16 protein-coding genes are annotated in these 21,489 nt (G+C 72.4%); 3 read left to right on the forward strand and 13 right to left on the reverse strand.

Going from position 1 to position 21,489, the window contains the following annotated elements; all coding sequences use genetic code 11:
• Positions 1 to 431 precede the first annotated feature (431 nt).
• Positions 432 to 899, forward strand: a complete 468-nt coding sequence (locus EV562_RS03165; RefSeq protein WP_133885076.1) for a hypothetical protein — start codon at positions 432 to 434, stop codon at positions 897 to 899.
• A 7-nt stretch (positions 900 to 906) separates the two neighbouring features.
• On the opposite strand, the gene EV562_RS03170 is transcribed toward EV562_RS03165, so the two are convergent.
• The 7 genes from EV562_RS03170 to EV562_RS03200 all read right to left on the reverse strand — a co-directional run bounded on the left by EV562_RS03170 (position 907) and on the right by EV562_RS03200 (position 12,538).
• Positions 907 to 2,409 (reverse strand): SDR family NAD(P)-dependent oxidoreductase, encoded by a 1,503-nt coding sequence (locus tag EV562_RS03170; RefSeq protein ID WP_133885077.1) that lies wholly within the window; start codon positions 2,407 to 2,409, stop codon positions 907 to 909.
• A gap of 102 nt (positions 2,410 to 2,511) precedes the next feature.
• Positions 2,512 to 3,870: a wax ester/triacylglycerol synthase family O-acyltransferase gene (locus tag EV562_RS03175; protein WP_133885078.1), complete on the reverse strand. Its 1,359-nt coding sequence runs from the start codon at positions 3,868 to 3,870 to the stop codon at positions 2,512 to 2,514.
• 150 nt (positions 3,871 to 4,020) lie between these two features.
• Positions 4,021 to 6,339 carry a GH92 family glycosyl hydrolase gene (locus tag EV562_RS03180; protein WP_133885079.1) on the reverse strand — a complete coding sequence of 773 codons (2,319 nt, stop codon included), beginning with the start codon at positions 6,337 to 6,339 and terminating at the stop codon, positions 4,021 to 4,023.
• Between the two features lie 61 nt (positions 6,340 to 6,400).
• Positions 6,401 to 9,019 carry a PA14 domain-containing protein gene (locus EV562_RS03185; RefSeq protein WP_133885080.1) on the reverse strand — a complete coding sequence of 873 codons (2,619 nt, stop codon included), beginning with the start codon at positions 9,017 to 9,019 and terminating at the stop codon, positions 6,401 to 6,403.
• Between the two features lie 210 nt (positions 9,020 to 9,229).
• Entirely contained in the window at positions 9,230 to 10,450 is a 1,221-nt protein-coding gene (gene glgC, locus EV562_RS03190) for a glucose-1-phosphate adenylyltransferase (protein ID WP_133885081.1), read from the reverse strand.
• Between the two features lie 47 nt (positions 10,451 to 10,497).
• Positions 10,498 to 11,661, reverse strand: a complete 1,164-nt coding sequence (gene glgA, locus EV562_RS03195) for a glycogen synthase (RefSeq protein ID WP_133885082.1) — start codon at positions 11,659 to 11,661, stop codon at positions 10,498 to 10,500.
• Positions 11,662 to 11,698: 37 nt separating this feature from the next.
• A complete protein-coding gene (locus EV562_RS03200; RefSeq protein ID WP_133885366.1) occupies positions 11,699 to 12,538 on the reverse strand; it encodes a (2Fe-2S)-binding protein in 840 nt (279 codons plus the stop codon).
• Positions 12,539 to 12,767: 229 nt separating this feature from the next.
• Here EV562_RS03200 and EV562_RS03205 point away from each other — a divergent pair, with 229 nt between their 5' ends.
• Positions 12,768 to 14,165: a DMT family transporter gene (locus tag EV562_RS03205; protein WP_133885083.1), complete on the forward strand. Its 1,398-nt coding sequence runs from the start codon at positions 12,768 to 12,770 to the stop codon at positions 14,163 to 14,165.
• Here EV562_RS03205 and EV562_RS03210 read toward each other — a convergent pair.
• Complete coding sequence (locus EV562_RS03210) at positions 14,155 to 15,480, reverse strand: transglycosylase family protein (protein ID WP_133885084.1); 1,326 nt, start codon at positions 15,478 to 15,480, stop codon at positions 14,155 to 14,157. The two genes, EV562_RS03205 and EV562_RS03210, sit on opposite strands and share 11 nt — an antisense overlap.
• A 289-nt stretch (positions 15,481 to 15,769) precedes the next feature.
• Here EV562_RS03210 and gndA point away from each other — a divergent pair, with 289 nt between their 5' ends.
• Positions 15,770 to 17,209, forward strand: coding sequence for an NADP-dependent phosphogluconate dehydrogenase (gndA, locus tag EV562_RS03215; RefSeq protein WP_133885085.1), 1,440 nt, complete (start codon positions 15,770 to 15,772; stop codon positions 17,207 to 17,209).
• Between the two features lie 420 nt (positions 17,210 to 17,629).
• Here the strand turns inward: gndA and EV562_RS03220 are convergent, their stop codons facing one another.
• From EV562_RS03220 to pflA, 5 genes are all read right to left on the reverse strand, one after another.
• Complete coding sequence (locus EV562_RS03220; protein WP_133885086.1) at positions 17,630 to 18,322, reverse strand: aspartate/glutamate racemase family protein; 693 nt, start codon at positions 18,320 to 18,322, stop codon at positions 17,630 to 17,632.
• Positions 18,323 to 18,369: 47 nt separating this feature from the next.
• A complete protein-coding gene (locus EV562_RS03225; protein WP_166661537.1) occupies positions 18,370 to 18,714 on the reverse strand; it encodes a GNAT family N-acetyltransferase in 345 nt (114 codons plus the stop codon).
• Positions 18,715 to 18,756: 42 nt separating this feature from the next.
• The gene (gene panD, locus EV562_RS03230; protein WP_133885088.1) at positions 18,757 to 19,176 is read right to left on the reverse strand and encodes an aspartate 1-decarboxylase; all 420 of its coding nucleotides are present in this window, start codon (positions 19,174 to 19,176) and stop codon (positions 18,757 to 18,759) included.
• A 667-nt stretch (positions 19,177 to 19,843) separates the two neighbouring features.
• Positions 19,844 to 20,542 carry a CBS domain-containing protein gene (locus tag EV562_RS03235; protein ID WP_133885367.1) on the reverse strand — a complete coding sequence of 233 codons (699 nt, stop codon included), beginning with the start codon at positions 20,540 to 20,542 and terminating at the stop codon, positions 19,844 to 19,846.
• 206 nt (positions 20,543 to 20,748) lie between these two features.
• Positions 20,749 to 21,489 carry a pyruvate formate-lyase-activating protein gene (pflA, locus tag EV562_RS03240; protein WP_133885089.1) on the reverse strand — a complete coding sequence of 247 codons (741 nt, stop codon included), beginning with the start codon at positions 21,487 to 21,489 and terminating at the stop codon, positions 20,749 to 20,751.

Raw genomic sequence — 21,489 nt, forward strand, 5'->3', positions numbered from 1 at the left:
CCAGTCTCCCGTCCGGCACTCGGCGCCCGCTGGGATGTGAGTCGGATGCAGTCAGGACGCGGTGGCGCCGGCAACTCGTTCGGAAGCAGGCCGTTGTCGACCGGCTTGTCCCATGACGGACCTCGGGTGCGGGTAGTGCCCTGCCCTGCCGTCCGTCCGATCCAGACTAACCAAATGAGCGGGGGTGCGCTCTATGGGGCTCAAAAGATGGGAGAAGCATTGCCCTTCGACCGGTGCGCAGTTGGCCCAAGTCTGCCCCGGAACGTTCACTTCCGCACCGTGCGCGAGTCACCCGTTCGGCCCACAGGGACGTCCACACCTTCGATTGCCCGCCGTGACGGGCCGCGCAGTTAAAGTGCCGTTGGCTGCGTCGCAAGCTCGCCATGGTCTGCTGCCCGTCGGCAACGGCTGTCTCGTGGGAGGACCGAGGCATGGAACTGCGCAGCGTCGAGGAGCTGATGGACCTGCTGTACGCCTGCCGGGGCGGGCGGACGGCAGCCGGGCCCGGGGGCCAGGCCGGAGGCGGGCCCGGTGACGGGGCCGGGGATGCGCACGGGCACGCGCTGCGGACGGCCGCGCTGCTGCGCCGGCGCCACCCGGCCGACAAGGAGTTGCAGCTCGCCGGCCTCGTCTCCCCCGTCGGCCGGCTGCTGTGGCCCGGCGACCCGGCATCCCGGACCGCCGACGCGGTACGGCCCCTGCTCGGCGCCCGGGTCGCCCGCCTGGTGCGCCGTCAGGCCCACCCCGAGGCGTGGGCCCACGACGACGATCTGGCCAGCCTGCGCCAGGCGGACGACGAGGCCCGCACCGCCGCCTTCGACGCCGGGGTCCTGGAGGACTGGCGCACGGTACTGGAGCTGACGGCGGCCCGGAACTCGCGGCTGGGTCTCGTGGACTGAGGCCGCGTCACCACTTCCCGGGCGCGTAGTCCTTGAGGAAGACGCCGTACAGGTCCTCGCCCGCCTCGCCGCGCACGATGGGGTCGTAGACACGGGCGGCGCCGTCGATCAGGTCGAGCGGGGCGTGGAAGCCGGCCTCGGCCAGGCGCAGCTTGTCGTAGTGCGGGCGCTCGTCGGTGATCCAGCCGGTGTCGACCGAGGTCATCAGGATCTTGTCGGTGTCGAACATCTCCTGGGCGCTGGTCCGGGTCACCATGTTCATGGCGGCCTTGGCCGCGTTGGTGTTCGGGTGCCCGGCGCCCTTGTAGCCGCGGGCGAACACGCCCTCCATCGCCGAGACGTTGACGACGTAGGCGCGTCCCGCGGGCGCCTTGCGCGCGGCCTCGGCCATCGAGGCGCGCAGCGCGCTGATGAGGATGAACGGCGACGTGTAGTTGCACAGCTGGGTCTCCAGCAGTTCCACCGGCGAGATCTGCTCGATGGTCTGGACCCAGGTGTTGGAGTCGACGACGTCGGGGACCAGCCCGCCCGCGTCGATGGCGGTGCCCTCGCGGTGCCGGACGACGCTGGCGTTACCGGCGACCAGGGCGAGGTCGGCCACCTTCTGCGCGTCGAGCCCCGAGGCACCCAGCGGCAGCGCGGCCAGACCGTCCACCGCGCCGGAGTTGAAGGCGCCGATGACCTGGTGGGCGGGGAGTTCACCGGCGGGCAGCGGGGCGCTCTCGCCCTCGACCAGCGCGGCGTAGGCGGAGGGCAGACGGCGCACGGTCTGGGTGGCGTTGTTGATCAGGATGTCGAGCGGGCCCCGCTCGGCGACCTGCTCGGCGAGGGCGACGGCCTGGGCGGGGTCGCGCAGGTCGATGCCGACGACCTCCAGGCGGTGCATCCAGTCGGCGGAGTCGTCCATCGCCTTGAAGCGGCGGATGGCGTCCTTGGGGAAGCGGGTCGTGATCGTGGTGTGCGCACCGTCGCGCAGCAGCCTGAGCGCGATGTACATGCCGATCTTGGCGCGGCCGCCGGTGAGCAGCGCGCGCTTGCCGGCGAGGTCGGCGCGGGCGTCGCGGCGGGACCGGTTCTCGGCGGCGCAGTCCTGGCAGAGCTGGTGGTAGAAGTAGTCGACCTCGGTGTAGCGCTGCTTGCAGATGTAGCAGGAGCGGGGGCGCTGCAGTATCCCCGCGATCGTGCCCTCCTCGGTGCGCGAGGAGGGCAGCAGGCCCTCGGTCTCGTCGTCGATGCGCTCGGCGGACCCGGTGGCGGTGGCCTCGGTGACCGCCCTGTCGTGGGCGGTCTTGGCGGCGCGGCGCTCCTGGCGGCGGCGCTGCTTGACCGTGCGGTAGATGTGCGAGGTGGCCCGGCGGACCCGGATCGCGTCCGGGTGGTCGACGTCGATCCGGTCGAGTTCCTCCAGCACGCTCAGGCAGACCGCGAGCCGCTCCGGGTCGATACCGGGGCCGTACGCGGAGGCGGCCACCTCGTCCGTGGTCGCCGAACCGTCCTGTGTCACCGTCATCGCCGCTGCCGTTCCCTGGTCACCGTTGCGGCGCTCGGAGGGCGACCGCTGTCGAACAGCGGATTTTATTCAGCGCGGGGCGCGGATCCAAACCCGCCGGGGTCAGGGACGGCAGGCCGTGAGCAACGTCTCCACCTCGTCGGCCAGGGCGGCGGCGAACCGGTCGAGGTCCGGCACCGCCTCGGCGTCGGCGACCAGACCGTAGTGGACCCGTCCGCGGTACGTGGAGACGGCCACCGCCAGGGAGTGGCCGCGGGCCAGCGGCGCCAGCGGGTAGACCTCGGTCAGCGGGTGTCCGCCGAGCCGCAGCCCGAGGCTGGGCAGGGGCACGCTGGTGACCAGGAGGTCGAACCAGAGCCGGGCGGCGCCCGAGACCAGCGGTCCGCCCAGCCGGTGCCCGAGCGCCGGCACGTGGTCGGCGAGCAGGGCGACGGCTCCGGCGCCGCGGCCCGGTCCGGCGTCCTTGTTGCGGTCCATGGCGGCGCGGACCGTGCCGAGGCGGGAGAGCGGGTCGGGATCGCCGACCGGCAGCCGCATGAGATACCCGGAGAGCCGGTTGCCCTGGGGGTGGGCGGTGCGCGGGCGGCGCTTGGACACGGGGATGAGGGCCCGGGGCTCGACGCCCTCGCTGCCGTCGCCGCGCTCGTCGAGCCAGCGGCGCAGGGCGCCGGCGACGACCGCGATCAGTACGTCGTTGACGGTGCCGCCGGTGGTCTTGCGGACGTGGTGCACGTCGTCGAGGTCGACGGAGACGCCCGCGATGCGGCGGGTGCCGGAGGACTCGGCGACGAGGGCGGGCGAGGAGCGCACGTCGAGGGTGGACAGCGCGGCGGCGGCACCGATGTCCAGGGCGCGCCCGGCGTCCGACAGGAGGCCGCGCAGCCGGTCGGGCAGCGCGCGCACGTCCGGCACGAGTCCGCGCGGCGGCCGCTCGGGGCGGGGCCGTGGGGCGGGCAGGTCCATCGGGTCGAGGACGCCGGCGGCGAGGGTCAGGGCGCGCAGCCCGTCGGCGAGGGCGTGGTGGAACTTGAAGAGCACGGCGAAGGCCCCGCCGTCCGCGCCCGGCAGCACATGGGCCTCCCACGGCGGCCGTCCGCGCTCCAGCGGACGTTCCATGAGACGCCCGGCCCGGGCGTGGAAGTCGGTGGTCGGGGCGTGCAGCCGTACGTGGTCGAGCGGGTCGAAGCGGGGGTCGGGCTCGCGGGTCGCGCCGCCGAACGTGAGCGGCCGCCGCAGTGCCGTCGGCGCCTGCCACGTGTCCCGGATCCTCATCCGCAGTCCGGGCACCGCGGGAGCGCGGGCCGCGAGCAGGTCCGCGGCGTGGGCACCCGCGGTGGGCGAGTCGGCCTCGAAGACACCGAGCGCGCCCAGGTGCATGGGGTGCTCGGCGGACTCGATGTTCCAGAACGCCAGGTCGAGGGGGGCGAGTGGATCGGGAGGAGTCAAGGTGCTGCCTCGCATGGACGACGGGTGGACAAGCAGTCAATCGCTCTCCGCCGATTACGGTCAAGTACGATCACGCTACGCTCGGTGAACAAAACGTCAAGGTCCCGCCCCTGCGGGCAGGGACGGGACCGGGGTGGCTCATGGGACGACTGTGCCCGCGCCGGCTCAGGTCAGCGGCGGCGGCACCGCCTGGGCCGAGGTTCCCCACCCGGACGGCTGCGGGCCGACCGTGAACGCGAGCGTCCGCACCGAGCGCAGGGCGTCCGTCGTCAGCCATGTCCGGGCGTAGTCGGAGCCGTCGGCACGGGCCGACTGGATGTACCGGTCGGTGTCCGAGGTGCCGGGCGCGGTGATCGTCAGGGCGCCGCGCGGATAGTAGCGGCGGTCGAGGGTGAGGTCGACGCGGTCGAACACCGGGGTGGACAGGCCCCAGGTGTCGTAGCCGGGCTGGATCGGGAAGACGCCGATCGAGGACAGGACGTTCCAGGCGGACATGGTCCCGAGGTCGTCGTTGCCGGTCATGCCGGTCGGCGCGTCCGTGAACAGGGTGAGCGCCGCGTGCACCACGTCGGTCGTCTTCCAGGGCTGCCCGGTCGACAGGTAGGTGTACGGGGCGATGAGGTCGGGTTCGTTCTGCGGGTTGTACTTGTCGGCGTTGTAGTAGTCGTACGGCCCGTTCACCCACACCTCGCGGGCGGTCTTCGCCGGGTCGGCGAGGAGCTGGTCGTAGGCGAAGAAGGAGTCGAGCCGGTCCGTCGCGGCCTGCGTGCCGCCGATGAGGTCGATCACGCCGGGCAGGTCCTGCGGCACCAGCCACTGGTACTGCCAGGACGTGCCCTCGTGGAAGCCCTCGCTCTGCGCCGGGTCGGCCGGGCCGGTGAAGGCGCCTTCGGCGTCGCGGGCGCGGAAGAAGCCGGTCGAGGGGTCGAAGACGTTCCGGTAGCTCCGGGCGCGCTCGGCGTACCGCTTCGCGTCCGCCTCGTGGCCGAGGTCGCGGGCCATGCGGGAGAGCATGGCGTCGGACAGGGCGTACTCCAGGGTCGCGGAGGCCCCGTGGTCGTAGTCGGAGTCGCCGGGCTTGGCGTGCGGGCGGCCCTTGACGTACGGCGCGAAGCCGTCGGCGAGGTACTCGCGGTTGGCCTCCCGGCCGACGGCCGGCGAGTCGGCGGGCGGGACGCCGTCGGCGTTCTTCGTCAGGGCCCGGTAGGCCCGCTCCTCCCAGCCGTGCAGCAGGCCCTGCTGGTAGGCGTTGGTCAGGAAGGGGGTCACCGGGTCGCCGGTCATGATGTTGGTCTCGACCGTCCCGTAGCCCCACTTGGGCAGCCAGCCACTCTCCTCGTCGATCCTGATGACGGAGATGGCCATGTCGCGCGCCTCGCGGGGCGCGAGCAGCGCGAGGAGCTGGGACTGGGTGCGGTAGGTGTCCCACAGGGACCAGTTCTGGTAGTACGTGAAGCCCTTGGCGCGGTGGATCTCCTGGTCCCAGCCGGTGTAGCGGCCGTCGGCGTCGCTGCCGACGTTGGGCGCGAGGAAGGACCGGTACAGGGACGAGTAGAAGGTGCGGCGCAGCGTGTCGTCGCCGCCGCGCACCTTCACGTCGTCCAGTCGCTGCTCCCAGGCGCGCTCGGCACCGCGGCGCACGGTGTCGAAGGAGTGCCCGCCCTCGGCGCGCAGGTTGAGCGCGGCGCCGCGCGCGTCCACGTAGGACAGGGCGGTGGTGGCCTCGACGGTGCGGTCCTTCGTGGTGTCGAAGCGGACGTAGGCACCGTCCCCGCCGCGCTTCGCGCCCGCGGTGACCGTGCCGTCGTCCCAGGTGCCCCAGGAGGCGAAGGGGCGGTCGAAGCGGGTGATCGTGTAGACGGTGTACGGCTTCGTGTCCTGGCAGAAGCCGCTTCCGGTGATCGCGGTGCGCACGGTGCGGCTGTCGAGGACCTCGACCTCGGTGCTGATGTTCCTGTGCAGCGACTGACCGGCGTTGAGCAGGACGTTGGCCTTGTCGGTGGCCGGGAAGGTGTAGCGCTGCACGCCGGTGCGCTCGGTGGCGGTCAGTTCCGCGCCGACGCCGGAGCCGAGACCGACCCGGTAGTAGCCGGGGCTCGCCTCCTCGTCGTCGTGGCTGAAGGAGGCGGCGTACTTCGCGTAGTCCGTCTCGGTGACGTCGCCGGTGGTCGGCAGCACCGGCAGGTCGCCGCCGAGTCCGCAGCCGACGCCGGAGAGGTGGACCAGGGAGAAGCCGCGGATACGGGTGTCGGAGTGGTCGTAGCCGGTGTTGTGGCCGGTGTCCGGCGAGAACTGCACCATGCCGAAGGGCACGGCGGCGCCGGGATAGGTGTTGCCCTCGTTCTCGGTCCCGATGAACGGGTTCACGAGGTCGGTCAGGTGCTGGTCGGTCGTCGGGGCGGCCTGGGCCGCCGGGGCGGTGAGCAGCGCGGACGCTGCCACCACCCCGGCGACGCACAGCCGCAGACGCCGGGTGGCTCTCATGTGCGGTGACCTCCGGAAGGTCTGCGGTGTCGTGCGGTTCTTCTTGTCCGGGAGCGGGTGATCAGGCGGTGCAGCCCGCCGGGGTGGGCCGGGACGCGTCGCGAATGAGGGCCTCCTGGGCGGCCCTCACCCGCTCGACGTCCGGCTTGAGCACCTTGCGGTCGTACGTCGTCAGGCCGTTCAGCTCGCCCTCGACGTCCGAGATCTGGGTGTAGACGGCGCCGTTGCCGCCCCGGCAGGCCAGGGCGCGCACCTCGTCCAGTTTGGTGAGGTAGTCGTCCGTGTACGTCTTCGGGTCGACGTCGACGTACGACTGCTGCACGGACCAGGCGTGTCCGGGCACCGCGAGGCCGAGGCCACCGTACTCGCCGGCGACCAGGGCGCGTTCACCGTCCGGGGAGGGCGGCAGCGCGGGGCTCGGGTAGCCGTGCTCGTCCATGATGTCGCCGGCGCCGCCGTCGGCGCCGAGGTTCAGGCCCGACTGGTTGTTGACGAGCCGGGTCGGGTCCCAGGCCTTGGCCTGCGCGGCGACGCGGCCGATGTCGTACTGCCCCCAGCCCTCGTTGAAGGTGACCCACATGACGATCGACGGGTGGCTGACGTGTTCGTCGATCATCTCCTTCATCTCGCGCTCGTACTCGGCGCGGGCAGCGGTGGACGGGTTCTTGCCGGCGGTCATCGCGGGCATGTCCTGCCACACCATCAGGCCCAGCCGGTCGGCCCAGTAGAACCAGCGGTCGGGCTCGACCTTGATGTGCTTGCGCACCGAGTTGAAGCCGAGCCGCTTGTGCAGCTTCAGGTCGGAGGCGAGGGCCTCGTCGGTGGGCGCGGTGTGCAGCCCGTCGGGCCAGAAGCCCTGGTCGAGGGTGGCCATCATGAAGACGGGCTCGCCGTTGAGCATGGTGCGCGGGACGCCGTTCACCTTCTCCACGGCGACGGAGCGCATCCCGAAGTAGCTCCCGACGCGGTCGCGTCCGACGGTGACCTTCAGGTCGTAGAGGAAGGGGTCGCCGGGCGACCACAGGCGCGGGTCGCGGATCTTCAGCGTCAGCGGCTCGCCGGTGCGGCCGCTGGCCGTGGCGACCTTGCGGTGCCCCGCGTACGCCGCGGCCTCGACGCGCACGCCGTCGCGCACGCCCTGGGGCTCGACGGTCAGGGTGCTCGCCGCGCCGTCGACGTGCGGAGTGAGCTTGAGCGAGTCCACGTGGTCCCGCGCGACGGGCTCCATCCAGACGGTCTGCCAGATGCCGGAGCTGGGCGTGTACCAGATGCCGCTCGGGTCCAGGCGCTGCTTGCCGAGCGGCGGGTTCTCGCCGTTCGCCGCGTCCGTCGGGTCGTAGACGCCGACGATCAGCTCCTGGGTGCGGCCCGGCTTGAGGGCGTCGGTGACGTCGGCGTCGAACTTGTCGTAACCGCCCTTGTGCTCGGCGACCTTGGTGCCGTTGACGTACACCTCGGACTGCCAGTCGACGGCGCCGAAGTTCAGCTTCAGCCGCTGCGAGGAGCCGATGTGCCAGTCGCGGGGCACGGTGAAGGTGCGGCGGTACCACATGCGGTCCTCGTGCCGCTGGACGCCGGAGAGCTGGGACTCCACCGGGTACGGGACGAGGATGCGCTCGTCGAGGTTTCTGCCCACCGGCGGCTGCTCGCCGGCCTCGGCGGCGGCGAACTGCCAGCGGCCGTTGAGGCTCTGCCAGTCGTCGCGGGTCAGCTGGGGGCGCGGGTACTCGGGCAGGGCGTTGTCCGGGCCGACCTCGTCGGCCCAGTCGGTGCGCAGTTCGTAGGTGGACTTGTTGCCGCCGCTGCTCCAGAAGGCGTTGACAACGTTGCCTTCGGTGTCGGTGAGGCCGCCTTCGCCGTCGTAGCGGACGTCGGCGGTGCCGGGCGCGTCGCCGTTCTTGTTGCCGACGACGGGTTCGTCGAGGGCGACCAGCAGGGCGCTCGGGTCGGCGGGATCGAGCCTGGCCTCCCCGAGCGGCCAGGTGGCGCCGCCGATCACCGCTTCGAGGTGGTCGGCGAGTCCGGCCGGGGGCGCGGCGAGAGGGCTCGCGAAGTCGAGCTTGAGGGTGCGGCCGGTGGACTGGACGGTGGTCGCCGTCGCGCCGTCGTAGTCGAAGCCGTCGGGCAGGCGGAACGCCGACTGCGGGACGGCCTCCTTGCTGCCGCCGGGCTCGGTCCAGCGCAGGTGGAGGTTGGAGCCGCCGTAGTGCTCGAAGTACTCCAGCTTGATGTCGTAGGACTGGCCGGCCGTCAGCTCGACGGGCCGGGAGGTCTGTTCGCGGTCCCAGTCGTCGACCCAGTGGTCGACGGCGAGCTGTCCGCCGATCCAGAGGCGGAAGCCGTTGTCACCGGTGATCGAGAAGGTGTGGGCTCCGGTCTTCTCCGGGACGAGCCTGCCGGTCCAGCGGACGTTCACGTCGTCCGACTGCCCGGTGGCGAAGGCGAGTCGCGGCTCCAGGCTGTCGAAGTCGACCTGGGGATCGAAGCCGGTGGCCTTGAGTTCGTGGAAGTCGAAGGCGCCGGGGGCGGACTGGGTGTAGTACTCGCCCTTCAGTCCGTGGATCTGAGCGGCGTCCTGGTCGCCGGCGGCGTGGGCGGCCGGGACGGCGGCGAGTCCCGCGGCGCCGAGTGCGGCCGCCAGCAGCAGCGCGAGTCGGTCTCTGAGTCGTTTGGTGCGCACTGACCCTCTCCTCGAGAACGGGTGGTGGCAGATGGCTCGGACATCGATGTCATACAACGATGTAACGGCAGGGTGCAGAGGCATGACAACACGGATTCCGCTTGGCGTCCAGGGACATGACAACGACCCCGGGGTCCACGCGCGTATCGCGCGCCCGGGGCCGCCGTCCGTCCGGTCCTCGGTCCGGTCCCCCGGTCCGGTCTCCGTCCGTCAGGACACCAGCTGACCCTTGCCCAGCGCGATCACGCCGCCCTTGGAGACGGTGTACAACTCGCCGTCCCGCTGCGGGTTGACGCCGATCGTCGCGCCCGGCGGCACCTGTACGTTCTTGTCCAGCACCGCCCCGCGCACCACCGCGCCCCGGCCGATGTGCACGTTGTCGTGCAGCACCGAACCCTGCACGACCGCTCCGGGGTCGACGACCACGCCCGGCGAGAGCACGGACCGGGTGACCTGCCCCCGGATCAGGCAGCCGGCGCTGATGATCGACTCGCTGGCGATGCCGCCGGCGTTGAAGCGGGCGGGCGAGAGCTGGGTGGAGTGGGTGTAGATCGGCCAGTCGCGGTTGTAGAGGTTGAAGGCCGGCCGCTCGGCGATCAGGTCCATGTGGGCGTCGTAGTAGGCGTCCAGCGTCCCCACGTCCCGCCAGTAGCCCTGGTCCCGGGAGGTCTCCCCCGGCACGTGGTTGGCGCTGAAGTCGTACAGCGCGGCCTCGCCCCGGTCGGTGAGCTGGGGAAGGATCGAACCGCCCATGTCGTGCACGGAGTTCTCGTCCTCGGCGTCCCGGTGCAGGGCCTCGACGAGGGCCTTGGTGGTGAAGACGTAGTTGCCCATCGAGGCGAAGACGCACCCCGGGTCGTCGGGGAGGCCCGGCGGGTCGGCGGGCTTCTCCAGGAAGCCCGTGACGGTCTGCCCGTCGGAGCCCGGGGTGATCACGCCGAAGGACGGCGACTCGGCGCGCGGCACCCGTATCCCGGCGACGGTGACGCCCGCGCCCGACTCGATGTGCTGGGCGAGCATCTGGCGCGGGTCCATCCGGTACACGTGGTCGGCGCCGAAGACGGCGACGTACTCGGGCTGTTCGTCGTGCACCAGGTTCAGGGACTGCAGGATCGCGTCGGCGCTGCCGAGGAACCAGCGCGGGCCGAGACGCTGCTGCGCGGGGACCGGCGTGACGTAGTTGCCGAGCAGACTGGACATCCGCCAGGTGGTGGTGATGTGCCGGTCCAGGGAGTGCGACTTGTACTGGGTCAGCACGCAGATCCGCAGGATGTCCCCGTTGACCAGGTTGGACAGGACGAAGTCGACCAGCCGGTAGGTGCCGCCGAAGGTGACCGCGGGTTTCGCGCGGTCCGTGGTCAGGGGCATCAGGCGTTTGCCCTCCCCGCCCGCCAGCACGATGCCGAGCACCGAAGGACCTCCACGACGCATGGCCGCTCCCCTCACCCTCGTCCCCGGCCGCCCCGGTGCGGGGCGGCTCAAGCCTGCTTGAGGATCTCCTCGTAGAGCCGGACCGTGCGGCGTGCGACCGTGTCCCAGCCGAACTCCCCGACCGCACGCGCCCGGCCCGCCTCGCCCATCCGCCGGGCGGCGTCCGGGTCGCCGAGCACGGAGTCCAGCGCACGCCCGAGTCCCGCCTCGAAGTCGTCGTCCCCGACACCCTCTCTCGGCACGAGTACCCCCGTTTCGCCGTCGGCCACGACCTCGGGGATGCCGCCCACCCGGGAGGCCACCACGGGAGTGCCGCAGGCCATCGCCTCCAGGTTGACGATGCCGAGCGGCTCGTACACGGAGGGGCAGACGAAGACGGCTGCGTGCGTCAGGAGCTGGATCACCTCGGGGCGCGGCAGCATGCCCGGGATCCAGTGGACGCCCTCGCGGGCGGCGCTCAGTTCGGCGAAGAGGCGGCGGAACTCCTGATCGATCTCGGGGGTGTCGGGGGCGCCGGCGCAGAGCACGACCTGGGCGGCCGGGTCGATGTCCCGCACCGCGCGCAGCAGGTGGGGCACGCCCTTCTGACGGGTGATGCGGCCGACGAACAGGACGTAGGGGCGGGAGCGGTCCAGGCCGATCCGGTCCAGTGCGTCGGTGCCGTGGTCCGGGCGGTAGAGCTGGGTGTCGATCCCGTTGTGCACGACGTGGACCCGGGAGGCGTCGAGGGCCGGGTAGCAGCCGAGGATGTCCTCGCGCATCGCGCCGGACACGGCTATCACCGCGTCGGCCGCCTCGACGGCGGTGCGCTCGGCCCAGCCGGACAGGGTGTAGCCGCCGCCGAGCTGCTCGGCCTTCCAGGGGCGCAGCGGCTCCAGGGAATGGGCGGTCATCACGTGCGGGACGCCGTACAGGAGCTTGGCGAGGTGTCCGCCGAGGTTGGCGTACCAGGTGTGGGAGTGCACCAGTTCGCGACCTTCGAGGGCGGCGGCCATGGCGAGGTCGACGGAGAAGGTGCGCAGCGCGTCGTTGGCACCGTCGAGCGCCGGCCAGGGCCGGTGGCGCAGCACCCCGTCGGTGCGGCCCTCGCCCCAGCTGTGCACGTCCAGGTCGACGAGGCGGGCGAGTTCCCGGGCGAGGAACTCCACGTGCACTCCGGCGCCTCCGTACACGTCCGGCGGGAACTCACGCGTCAGCAGTCCCACGCGCACCCGGAACCTCCCCTGTCGGCGGCTGTCACCCTCATGGTCACCCAGAGCGGGCGCCGGGGGAAGAGCGCGTGGGGCGGGCCGTCCGCGGCGGGCGCGCGGAACGGGCCGGTCCGGGCGGACTCGGGAAGCAGCAGTCGCCGCAGACTCCCCCTCCCGGCACCCGGTAGTACAGGCAGCAGCTGCGGCGGCGGAAGGACGTGCCGGTGAGGGTGCCGGCTCCGGTGAGCAGCGGGTGGGCCAGCAGGTCCGCGGTGAGCGACCGGGCCCGGTCGGCGGTGTCCGTACGGCCGTGGCGGCGGGCCCAGCGGTCCAGTTCGCGTCCGGCGCCGGCCAGGGCGGAGGCCGTGTTGCCGCGCAGCAGCCCGGTCGCGACCCCGTAGCGGGCGTGCACGGTCGCGGCGAGGGGTGCGAGATGAGCGGTGAGCACGACGTCCGCGACGGTGGCGGCGTCCCCCGGCCGGGCGTGCACCTCGGTGAGCCAGAGGTCGTCGGGTGCGGTGGCCTCCGGGTCCCAGTGCAGCAGGCGGGGGTCGAGGTCGGGGACCTGCCCGTAGAGGACGGCGCAGGCCAGGGTCACCGACCAGAGGCGGGCCGCGAGCCCCTGGTGGGCCACGGAGGCGGCGACCCGGGCCTCGGGGGCGGCGAGCGCGTCGGCCACCTTCCGGACGCGCAGGTCCAGCGGATCGGCCGGCGGGCCGGCCCGGTGATCCGGAACCTGGACGTCCGCGGCCGCGTCCTCGTACCGCACGGCGGAGGTGTAGGCGTGGGCGAGCGGCACGGGGGCGGCGGGCCCCGGCGGGGGCAGGGGCCGCGAGGCGCGCAGGACGGAGAAGCCGCCGAGCGGGCGGAGGGCCGAGAGTCCCGGATCGAGGTCCACGAGCAGCAGTAGTATCAGGGCCGCCTGGGGGGGCCGGGCCAGGGGCCGGAGGCGGAAGTCGCCCACCCTGGGGAGGACGGCGGCGGCGGCGTACTCCATCGGTAGTAGGACCCAATGAGTGCTCAGGGACGACGACGGGAAGACCCTGAGGCGGCATCGTGTTGTGCATGGATGACGACCGATCGCCGCGCCGGGCCCAGTGCCCCCGCCTCACGCAGAGGAGCAGCCGATGAGCGCCCTCGCGTTGTCCGTGCTGCTGTCGCTCGTCTCCGCCGTGGCGTACGCGGGCGGAGCGATCGTGCAGGAGCAGGTCGCGGCGTCGTCCCCGGGTGCCCAGTACGCTCCCGTGCGCCATCCCGCCTGGTGGGCGGCGGTGTCGCTGAACGGCCTCGGTGGTCTGCTGCACGTGGTCGCCCTGGCGCTCGGCCCGCTGAGCCTGGTGCAGCCGCTGGGAGCGCTCACCATCGTCTTCGCGCTGCCCATGGCGGCGTTCTTCGTGGGCCGCAGGGCCGGAGCGACGGCCTGGCGGGGTGCGCTGATGGCCACGGTCGGTCTCGCCGGTCTGCTGTCGCTGGTCGGCGCCTCCGACGTGCAGTCGCTGAGCACGGCGCAGCGGGTGGCGGTGGCCCTGGTCACCGGTGGTGCGCTCGTGGCGCTGATGATCGCGGGGCGGGCCGCGCACCGGCATCCGGCGGTGCGCAGCATCCTGCTGGCGACCGCGTCCGGCATGGCCTTCGGCATGTCCTCCGTCTTCACCAAGACGGTCGCGGTCGACTGGACCGGCGGAGTGTCCGCCGGCGACCTGCCGTCGCTGGCCGTGATCGGGATACTCGCCACGGCCGGCATGGTGCTCTCGCAGGCCTCCTACCGCGGGGCCGGTCTCGCCGCGCCGCTGGCCACGCTCACGGTCGTGAACCCGGTGGTGGCCGCCGTCGTGGGCATCACGATGTTCGGCGAGACGTTCCGCTACGGCACGACCGGCACCGCGCTCGCCCTGAGCTGCGGAGTGGTCGCGGCCGGCGGACTGATCATGCTGACGACGGAGCGGATCGCGCGGGAGGGCGCCGAGGCCGAGGGCGTTCTGGACGGGGGCGTCCTGGACGAGGGTGAGGAAGAGGGACGGCACGGGAGTGCGGTGGCCGCGGTGTCCGGGGGCGGGGTGGCGGCATCGGCGGCCGCGGACGGTGCGGTTGCGGTGGCTGCGGCGACCTCGGCGGCTTCGGGCGGTGGGATCGCTCCAGCGGCGGCGGACAGCGGTGCGGTGGCTGCGGCGGCCGCGAACGGTGCGGTGGCTGCGGCGGCCGCGAACGGTGGGGTGGCCGCGGCGGTCGGGCAGGCGCCGGTGGCCGCGTCCGTGGTGGCGGCGCCCGTGGCCGCGGAGATTCCGGCGGCTCCGGGGGTGGCGACGGTGCCGGTGGCCCCGATGCCCCGGCTGTCCGGCAAGGTCTTCGTACCCTCCCCGGTCCCGTCGCCCGTTCCGGACACCGTCCCCTCCGAGGAGGAGACGTACGCTCCCCGGGCACCGGTGGAGCGGGACGGCGCGGCGCTCGCGTACGGCTCGCTCTACGGTGGCCTGTTCATCCCGCCGCTCATGCTCGACCGCCGACGGGTCCGGATCAGATCCTGACGCCGCGGGCCCGCAGATACGCCAGCGGGTCGACGTCCGAACCGAAGCCGGGCCCCGTCCGCACCTCGAAGTGCAGATGCGGGCCCGTGACGTTGCCCGTGGAGCCGGAGCGTCCGAGGCGCTGACCGACACCCACCGACTGACCGCTGCGCACGGAGATCGCCGAGAGGTGCGCGTACTGGGAGAAGCGTCCGTCGCCGTGCCGGACCACCACCTGGTAGCCGTACGAACCGCCCCACCCCGCGCTGACGACGTGTCCGGCCGCGACCGACTTCACGGAGGTGCCGGTGGGCACGGGGAAGTCGACGCCGGTGTGGTAGCCCTTCGACCAGGAGGAGCCCGCCTGGTGGTACGGCGTGCCGGTGGCGGCGTCGACGGGTGCCACGACGGCCTGGTGGGCGCCGGCCCCGCCGCCGGTGGACGACTTCTTCGGCGCCTTCCGCTGCTCCTGGTGCTTCTGCCGCTCCGGCTCCGACTTCTTCGCCGGTTTCTTCTGCTGCTTCGGCTCCTGCTTCGGCTCGTGCTTCGGCTCCTGCTTCTTCTGCTGCTTCGGCTCCTGCTGCCGTTCCTCGTGCTTTTCCTTCCGCTGCTCGGTCCCCCGGTCCGACCCGGCATCGGACGTCGTGGCCGTCCCCTGGCCGCGCAGTGACAGGCGCTGTCCGGGCAGGATCAGGTCGGGATCGGATCCGATCGCGCGGCGGTTGGCGTCGTACAGTCGCTGCCAGCCGCCCCGGACCTCGTGGGTGTCCGCGATGCCGGAGAGGGTGTCGCCGGTGACCACCGTGTACATCCGGGCCTTGCCGGCCCGGGACTGCGGTGTGGTCTGGGGCTTGACGTCCTTCACGGTGTCGGACTTCTCCGCCGCTCGGGCCGTCCGCTGCTCGCGGCTCTTCTCGGTCCCCGCTCCCCCGGCCGGCCGTAGGTCGGGCGTGTCACCGCCGCGGGCCAGCCCGGCCCGCTGCGAACACGCCGGCCAGGCGCCCGGACCCTGGGCGTCGAGCACCTTCTCGGCCACGGCGATCTGCTGGTCCTTGGTGGCCAGGTCCGCGCGCGGGGCGTACCGCGTGCCGCCGAAGGCCTCCCAGGTGGACTGGGTGAACTGCAACCCGCCGTAGTAGCCGTTGCCGGTGTTGATGTCCCAGTCGTCGGTGGACTCGCAGGCGGCGACCTTGTCCCAGGTCGCCACGTCGGCGGCGTGCGCCGTGCCGGTGCCGACGAGGGGCAGGGCCAGTCCCGCGCCGCCCGCGGTGACGGTCAGTGAGGCGCGGTTGATCCTGTTCGGCTGATACCGGCGGTGCCGGCCGCGTACGGCCATGGGGGACCCCTTCGACATTGCGTCAGGAGCGGCAAAAGTAAGCGCGGCGAACAGGCCATGACAAGACGGCAACCGGCCGGTTGAAAGCCCCGAGTGGCCGGGAACGCGCGGCCGTTGGCCGGATGGGGTGTCCGCCCCGCTGAGGCGCCGGGCCCCTCCCTCTCGTACTGGAGTCCTGAGAGTACGAAGTGCACCGACGTACCGGCACGTCAGCGTGGTCGAGCGGCGGAATTGACGATACTGGCGGACACGGGCACCACCGACACCAAGGTCATGAGGAGCCAACGCAATGAGCAGTACAGCGCAGATCGGCGTCACGGGTCTCGCGGTCATGGGCCGCAACCTCGCCCGCAACTTCGCCCGCAACGGCTACACGGTCGCGGTGCACAACCGGACCGCTTCGCGCACCCGGGCGCTCGTGGAGGAGTTCGGCAGCGAGGGGGATTTCGTCGCGACCGAGACCGCCAAGGAGTTCGTGGCGGCGCTGGAGCGGCCGCGACGTCTGGTGGTCATGGTGAAGGCCGGGGATCCGACCGACGCCGTGATCCGGGAGTTCGCCCCGCTCCTCGAACCCGGCGACATGATCATCGACGGGGGGAACGCGCACTTCGCGGACACCCGCCGCCGGGAGCGCGAACTGCGCGAGCAGGGCATCCACTTCGTGGGCACCGGCATCTCCGGCGGCGAGGAGGGCGCGCTGCACGGGCCCAGCATCATGCCGGGTGGCTCGAAGGAGTCGTACGACTCGCTGGGGCCGATGCTGGAGAAGATCTCGGCGAAGGCTGCGGACGAGGCTCCCTGTGTGACGCACGTCGGTCCCGACGGCGCCGGACACTTCGTGAAGATGGTGCACAACGGCATCGAGTACGCCGACATGCAGCTGATCGGCGAGGCGTACCAGCTGCTCCGCGACGTCGCCGGGTACTCCCCCGCGCAGATCGCGGAGATCTTCCGCACCTGGAACACCGGCCGCCTGGACTCCTACCTGATCGAGATCACGGCCGAGGTGCTGTCCCACGTGGACGCGGCGACGGGCAAGCCGTTCGTGGACGTGGTGGTCGACCAGGCGGAGCAGAAGGGCACCGGCCGCTGGACGGTGCAGATCGCCCTCGACCTGGGCGTCCCGGTCTCGGGCATCGCGGAGGCCGTCTTCGCCCGGTCCCTGTCCGGCCACGCGGCGCTGCGCGATGCCTCACGCGGCCTGGCCGGCCCCAAGGCATCCCCGCTCGGCGAGTCGGAGGCGGCGGCCTTCGCCGACCGCGTCGAGCAGGCGCTGTACGCGTCGAAGATCGTGTCGTACACGCAGGGCTTCCACGAGATCGCCGCGGGCAGCGAGGAGTACGGCTGGGACATCGACCTGGGCGCGGTCTCCGCGATCTGGCGCGGCGGCTGCATCATCCGCGCGGCCTTCCTGGACCGCATCCGCGCGGCGTACGACGCCCGCCCGGACCTGCCGAGCCTGCTGTCGGACGAGACTTTCGCGCAGGAGATCGCCGCCGCGCAGGACGACTGGCGCGAGGTCCTGGTCGCCGCGACCCGGCAGGGCGTGCCGACGCCGGGCTTCGCCGCGGCCCTCGCCTACTACGACGCCCTGCGCGCCGAGCGGCTCCCCGCCGCGCTGACCCAGGGGCAGCGGGACTTCTTCGGGGCGCACACCTACCGCAGGACGGACCGGGACGGCGCGTTCCACACGCTGTGGGGCGGGGACCGGTCGGAGGTCACCGCGTAGCACCGTCCCGGAACAGCCCCCGAGCCGTGTGCCCCGTCGTTCAGGTGAGCGGTGGCCCGGGCTCGGGGTTCGGCACGGGCTCGGGCCCCGGCGGGACCGGCGACGGCGAAGGACCCGGCGGTGTGGGCTGCGGGCCGGGACCCGGAGGCTGCGGGGTCGGCTCCGGACCGGGACCCGGAGGCTGCGGCGTGGGCTGCGGGCCTGGCCCCGGGGCCGGCGGCGGAGGGGTCGGCTCCGGGCCGGGAACCGGCGGTGTCGCCGGGTCCGGGGCCGGCTGTGGCGGCTCCGGGGCCGGTCCTGGAGTGGGCCCCGGCGGGACGGGATCCGGATAAGGGTTCGTCATGGCGCTGTCCTCCGGCCGGTCGGTCGACGTCGGCTCTCTCGACTTGTCCCCCGCCTACCCGAGGGCCGACGCCCCACTCACTCGGCCGTACGATCTCCCGCGCCCGAGTGCACCGGCGGGTCCGGGTGGCCCACACGGACCGCCGGCGCCGCGGCGGCGAGGCCCGGCCCGGGGCTGGCCAGCACGGGAACGCGGACCGTCGTGGTGTCCCGGGCGGGCGCCATGGACGCCTGGGCCAGGACGATCACGTCCGCGCCGGTCACCGAGTCGGCCGCCTCGGTCACCCGTCGCAGGTATCCGTCGGTGTCACCGGCCTCGAACCGCTGCCAGGCGCCGTCCACCAGCCGGGTCCGCACCTCCACGGGCCGGCCCGCGCGCCGGGCCTCCTCCTCGACCAGTACCGCCGTAGGAGCGAGTGTGCTCTCCAGGGCGGCGAGGACGAGGACACGCGGACCGACGGCGACCGCCGTAGCGGCCATCGGCCGGTCGACACGCAGTACCGGCACGCCGACGCCGGCCGCGGCTCCCGCTGCCTCGGCGACGCCGCCGATGGTGGAGCAGGTGCACAGCACGGCGCGCGCCCCGTCGGCCACCGCCCGCCTCAGCAGGCTCGCGACGGTTCCGGCCACCGCGTCCGGCCCTTCGCCCCGCGCCCGCTCCAGCAGTCCGGCGTCGACGTGGTGCCGCAGCTCCAGCCCCGGGTGCGCCGCGTCGCGCAGCGCGTCGAAAACCGGGACGTGGACGGCTGAGGTGTGCAACAGCGCCAGCACGCGAGCCCCCTCGATCTCTGCCTTCCGCGGTCAGGTTCGCCTCGCGGTCAGAACAGCCCGGGATGCGCCACGAGCCACTCCTTGGCCGCGCGCAGCAGCTCCGGGTCGGCGGCGGGCGCCTCGTCCGGGTGACGCTCGGCCCACTTCACGACGTACGGGCACAGCGGGGCGACCGTGGTGCCCTCTCGCCGCGCGATCCCGTACAGCTCGCGGGCCAGGGAACCGGCGATGCCCCGGCCCTCGTGGGCCGGTTCGACGATCGTGTGGACGGGGACGAGTGCGCGTTCGGGGGCGTCGAGCACGAAGTACTCGATGCGCCCGACGACCTCTCCGGCGGCGACCGCCTCCAGCCGTCCGGCCGCCCGGTCGTCACGGATCTCGATGTCACTCACGGCCACGCTCCTCGTCCCCGCGGGATCGCCGGGTCAGTACGGTCAGGCCGACACGGCCTGCGGGCTGCGCTCCTGGTCCGAGCCCGGCACCGGCTCGGACGCGTCGGCGCCCAGGGCGACGATACGGTTGTCACCGTCCACGTGCACGACCCGGGGCCGCAGCGACCGCGCCTCGGCGTCGGTGACCTGGGCGTAGCTGATGAGGATCACCAGATCACCGGGGTGCACGAGGTGAGCCGCGGCCCCGTTGATCCCGATCACCCCGGACCCCCGCTCCCCCTCGATGACGTACGTCTCGAGCCGGGCCCCGTTGGTGATGTCGACGATGTGCACGAGCTCACCGGGCAGCAGATCGGCGGCGTCCAGCAGATCGGCGTCGATGGTCACCGAGCCGACGTAGTGCAGGTCGGCCTGGGTGACGGTGGCGCGGTGGATCTTGGACTTGAGGACAGTGCGCAGCACTTTCGACTCCTAGGTGACGGCTCCCCGCCGCTTTCTGCAGGTCAGGGGCGTCGTTCACTGTACACCGGCGCTCGTTGAACTCGAAGACTCTGAAGAAGATCGGCTTTACCCGGGCAAGAAGGCTCCTCGCCTGTGCTTCCGTGCAGACCAGGCCGCTGCATCAACGTCGCCCACACATCCGCTGGAGCGCCTGTCTCCAGACTGGGCAAGGACCCATGCTGACCATATGCCGACTTACCTGACGACGCGCCAGGTTCGCACGTCGTCGAGCACGGAGCCACCCCCGCGTCGGCCTGGAAGACGGGGCCGAAGGCGTGGTCCGGGACGCCGTCGTCCGTACAGTTCACCGACGGGACGTAGGTGCGAGTCCACTCCACCAGTTCCCGTTCGAACGGGCGGGTCGCCAGGGATCCGTTTCTCCTCGAACGGGTAACGGCTGCTGTGCCGCTCATTGATGACCGGATGCACCGCGGCGAGGTCGCTGTTTCCCCCCTCCCGGGCCGGATCACGTGTTCGTCGGGTGGTGGTCGAACGTTCACCGGTAGTCGTCTCCTCGGTCCGTTCGCCACCGGTCGGGGACTGGCTCGTTGCCCGGCCGTCGTTGCCTCCGCGGGTGTGACTGGCGCCGCCACCGTCGCTGTCTGCGAGCACCGCCACGGGGTCGGTGTCACGGCCCGCTCGGCTGTTCGGCCGCCAGGTCGGGCTCCAGTGCCGGCCGGTGGCGGGGCCCGGCCAGCTCGCAGCGGACGTCGACCACGCCCTCGACCGAGCGCACCAGCCGTTCGACCAGTGGGACGACCGAGGTGTCGCGCACCCGTCCGGTCAGTGTGACCACGCCCTCGTGGGCCTCGACCTGGACCGGACCGATACCGTCTGGCAGTCGGCCGCCGACGACCTCGTGCCGGACCTCCTCAGCAATCTCCGGGTCGGGCCGAAGAAAGACCCTGAGCAGATCGCCACGGCTCACGATCCCCTGCAGCACGCCGTCGGCGCCGACGACGGGCAGGCGTTTGACTCCACGCCGAGCCATGACGCGGGCAGCCCCGGGCAGGGTCTCGTCGGGGCGTGCCGTGACAGCGGGGGACGTCATCAGGTCCGTCGCCATCACGCCTCGCGCCTTGTCGTGGGCCAGGACGGGCCCGGTCCTCGGGTGCACATCCTGGTCGCTGTCGCGGAGTTCCTCCTTGCGCAGCAGGTCGGCCTCGGAAACGACGCCGACCACCCGGTTCACCTCGTCGATGACGGGGAGGGCACTGATCCGCTGCGTTCGCATGGTCCGCACGATGTCCTTGAACCCGGCCCCGGCGGCCAGCGCCACGACGGAACGGGTCATGACGTCACTCACGGTGTAGACGGAGCCGTACATCGCTTCCTCCCGCGCGTATGTGGGCGGCGTTCTCACATGTCCAGGATGGGCTCTGTCGCTTGGGCCGGCATGGGCCGAACGGTCCGTCCCGCGGGGCCGTCCTTCCCGCACCGTCAAGAGCGGCACGATCGGCGGACTGTCGTGACCCGCGCCTACCACCACCGACAGGCCTCGCCTGCTCCGTCGCTCGACGGCCCGGAGGGTGGTCAGTACGCGGCAGCGCCCCGTTGTCGGAACACCTCACGGACCCGCACCGTCAGAGCGGGGTCGGGTACTGGCGTGTCCCACATGGGGAACGGGATGCCGAGTTTCCGGTACTTCGGTGCTCCGAGTTTGTGGAACGGCAGGACGTCGACGCGTTCGGCACTGCGCAGCCCGGCGACGAACCGGGCCAGAGCGTCCACTGCCCTCAGGTCGTCGGTCCACCCCGGCACCAGCACGTACCGGATCCACATGCGCACGCCGAGCCGGTCCAGGCGCTTGGCAAATGTCAGGGTAGGGGTGAGGTCGCCGCCGGTCAGTGCGCGGTAGACGTCGGCGTCGAAGGACTTGATGTCCAGCAGTACGAGGTCCGTGTCCCCGACAAGGGCGTCGTCGGCTCGGGCGCCCAGGAGCCCGGACGTGTCGAGGGCCGTGTGCAGGCCGCCTTCCTTGCAGCAGCGCAGGACGGCCGCCGTGAAGGCCGGCTGGAGGAGGGGCTCTCCCCCGCTGATGGTCATCCCTCCCCCGGCCGTGGTGACGAAAGCGCGGTATTCGCCGATCTTCCGCATCATCTCGTCGACCGTCACCTCCCGGCCGTCCCGCATGTGCCAGGTGTCGGGATTGGCGCAGTACAGGCAGCGCAGCGGGCAGCCGCTGACGAAGAGGACGAAGCGGGTTCCTGGGCCGTCCACGCCGGTGGACAGGTCCCAGGAGTGGATCCGGCCGATGACCGCTCCCTTGGTCAT

This window comes from Streptomyces sp. BK208 (assembly GCF_004364245.1).
Taxonomy (GTDB): Bacteria; Actinomycetota; Actinomycetes; order Streptomycetales; family Streptomycetaceae; genus Streptomyces.

Coding starts and splice junctions, on each gene's coding strand:
- EV562_RS03165 (WP_133885076.1), top strand. CDS start 432: ATGGAACTGCGCAGCGTCGAGGAGCTGATGGACCTGCTGTACGCCTGC.
- EV562_RS03170 (WP_133885077.1), bottom strand. CDS start 2,409: ATGACGGTGACACAGGACGGTTCGGCGACCACGGACGAGGTGGCCGCC.
- EV562_RS03175 (WP_133885078.1), bottom strand. CDS start 3,870: ATGCGAGGCAGCACCTTGACTCCTCCCGATCCACTCGCCCCCCTCGAC.
- EV562_RS03180 (WP_133885079.1), bottom strand. CDS start 6,339: ATGAGAGCCACCCGGCGTCTGCGGCTGTGCGTCGCCGGGGTGGTGGCA.
- glgC (WP_133885081.1), bottom strand. CDS start 10,450: ATGCGTCGTGGAGGTCCTTCGGTGCTCGGCATCGTGCTGGCGGGCGGG.
- EV562_RS03205 (WP_133885083.1), top strand. CDS start 12,768: ATGAGCGCCCTCGCGTTGTCCGTGCTGCTGTCGCTCGTCTCCGCCGTG.
- EV562_RS03210 (WP_133885084.1), bottom strand. CDS start 15,480: ATGGCCGTACGCGGCCGGCACCGCCGGTATCAGCCGAACAGGATCAAC.
- gndA (WP_133885085.1), top strand. CDS start 15,770: ATGAGCAGTACAGCGCAGATCGGCGTCACGGGTCTCGCGGTCATGGGC.
- EV562_RS03235 (WP_133885367.1), bottom strand. CDS start 20,542: ATGTACGGCTCCGTCTACACCGTGAGTGACGTCATGACCCGTTCCGTC.
- pflA (WP_133885089.1), bottom strand. CDS start 21,489: ATGACCAAGGGAGCGGTCATCGGCCGGATCCACTCCTGGGACCTGTCC.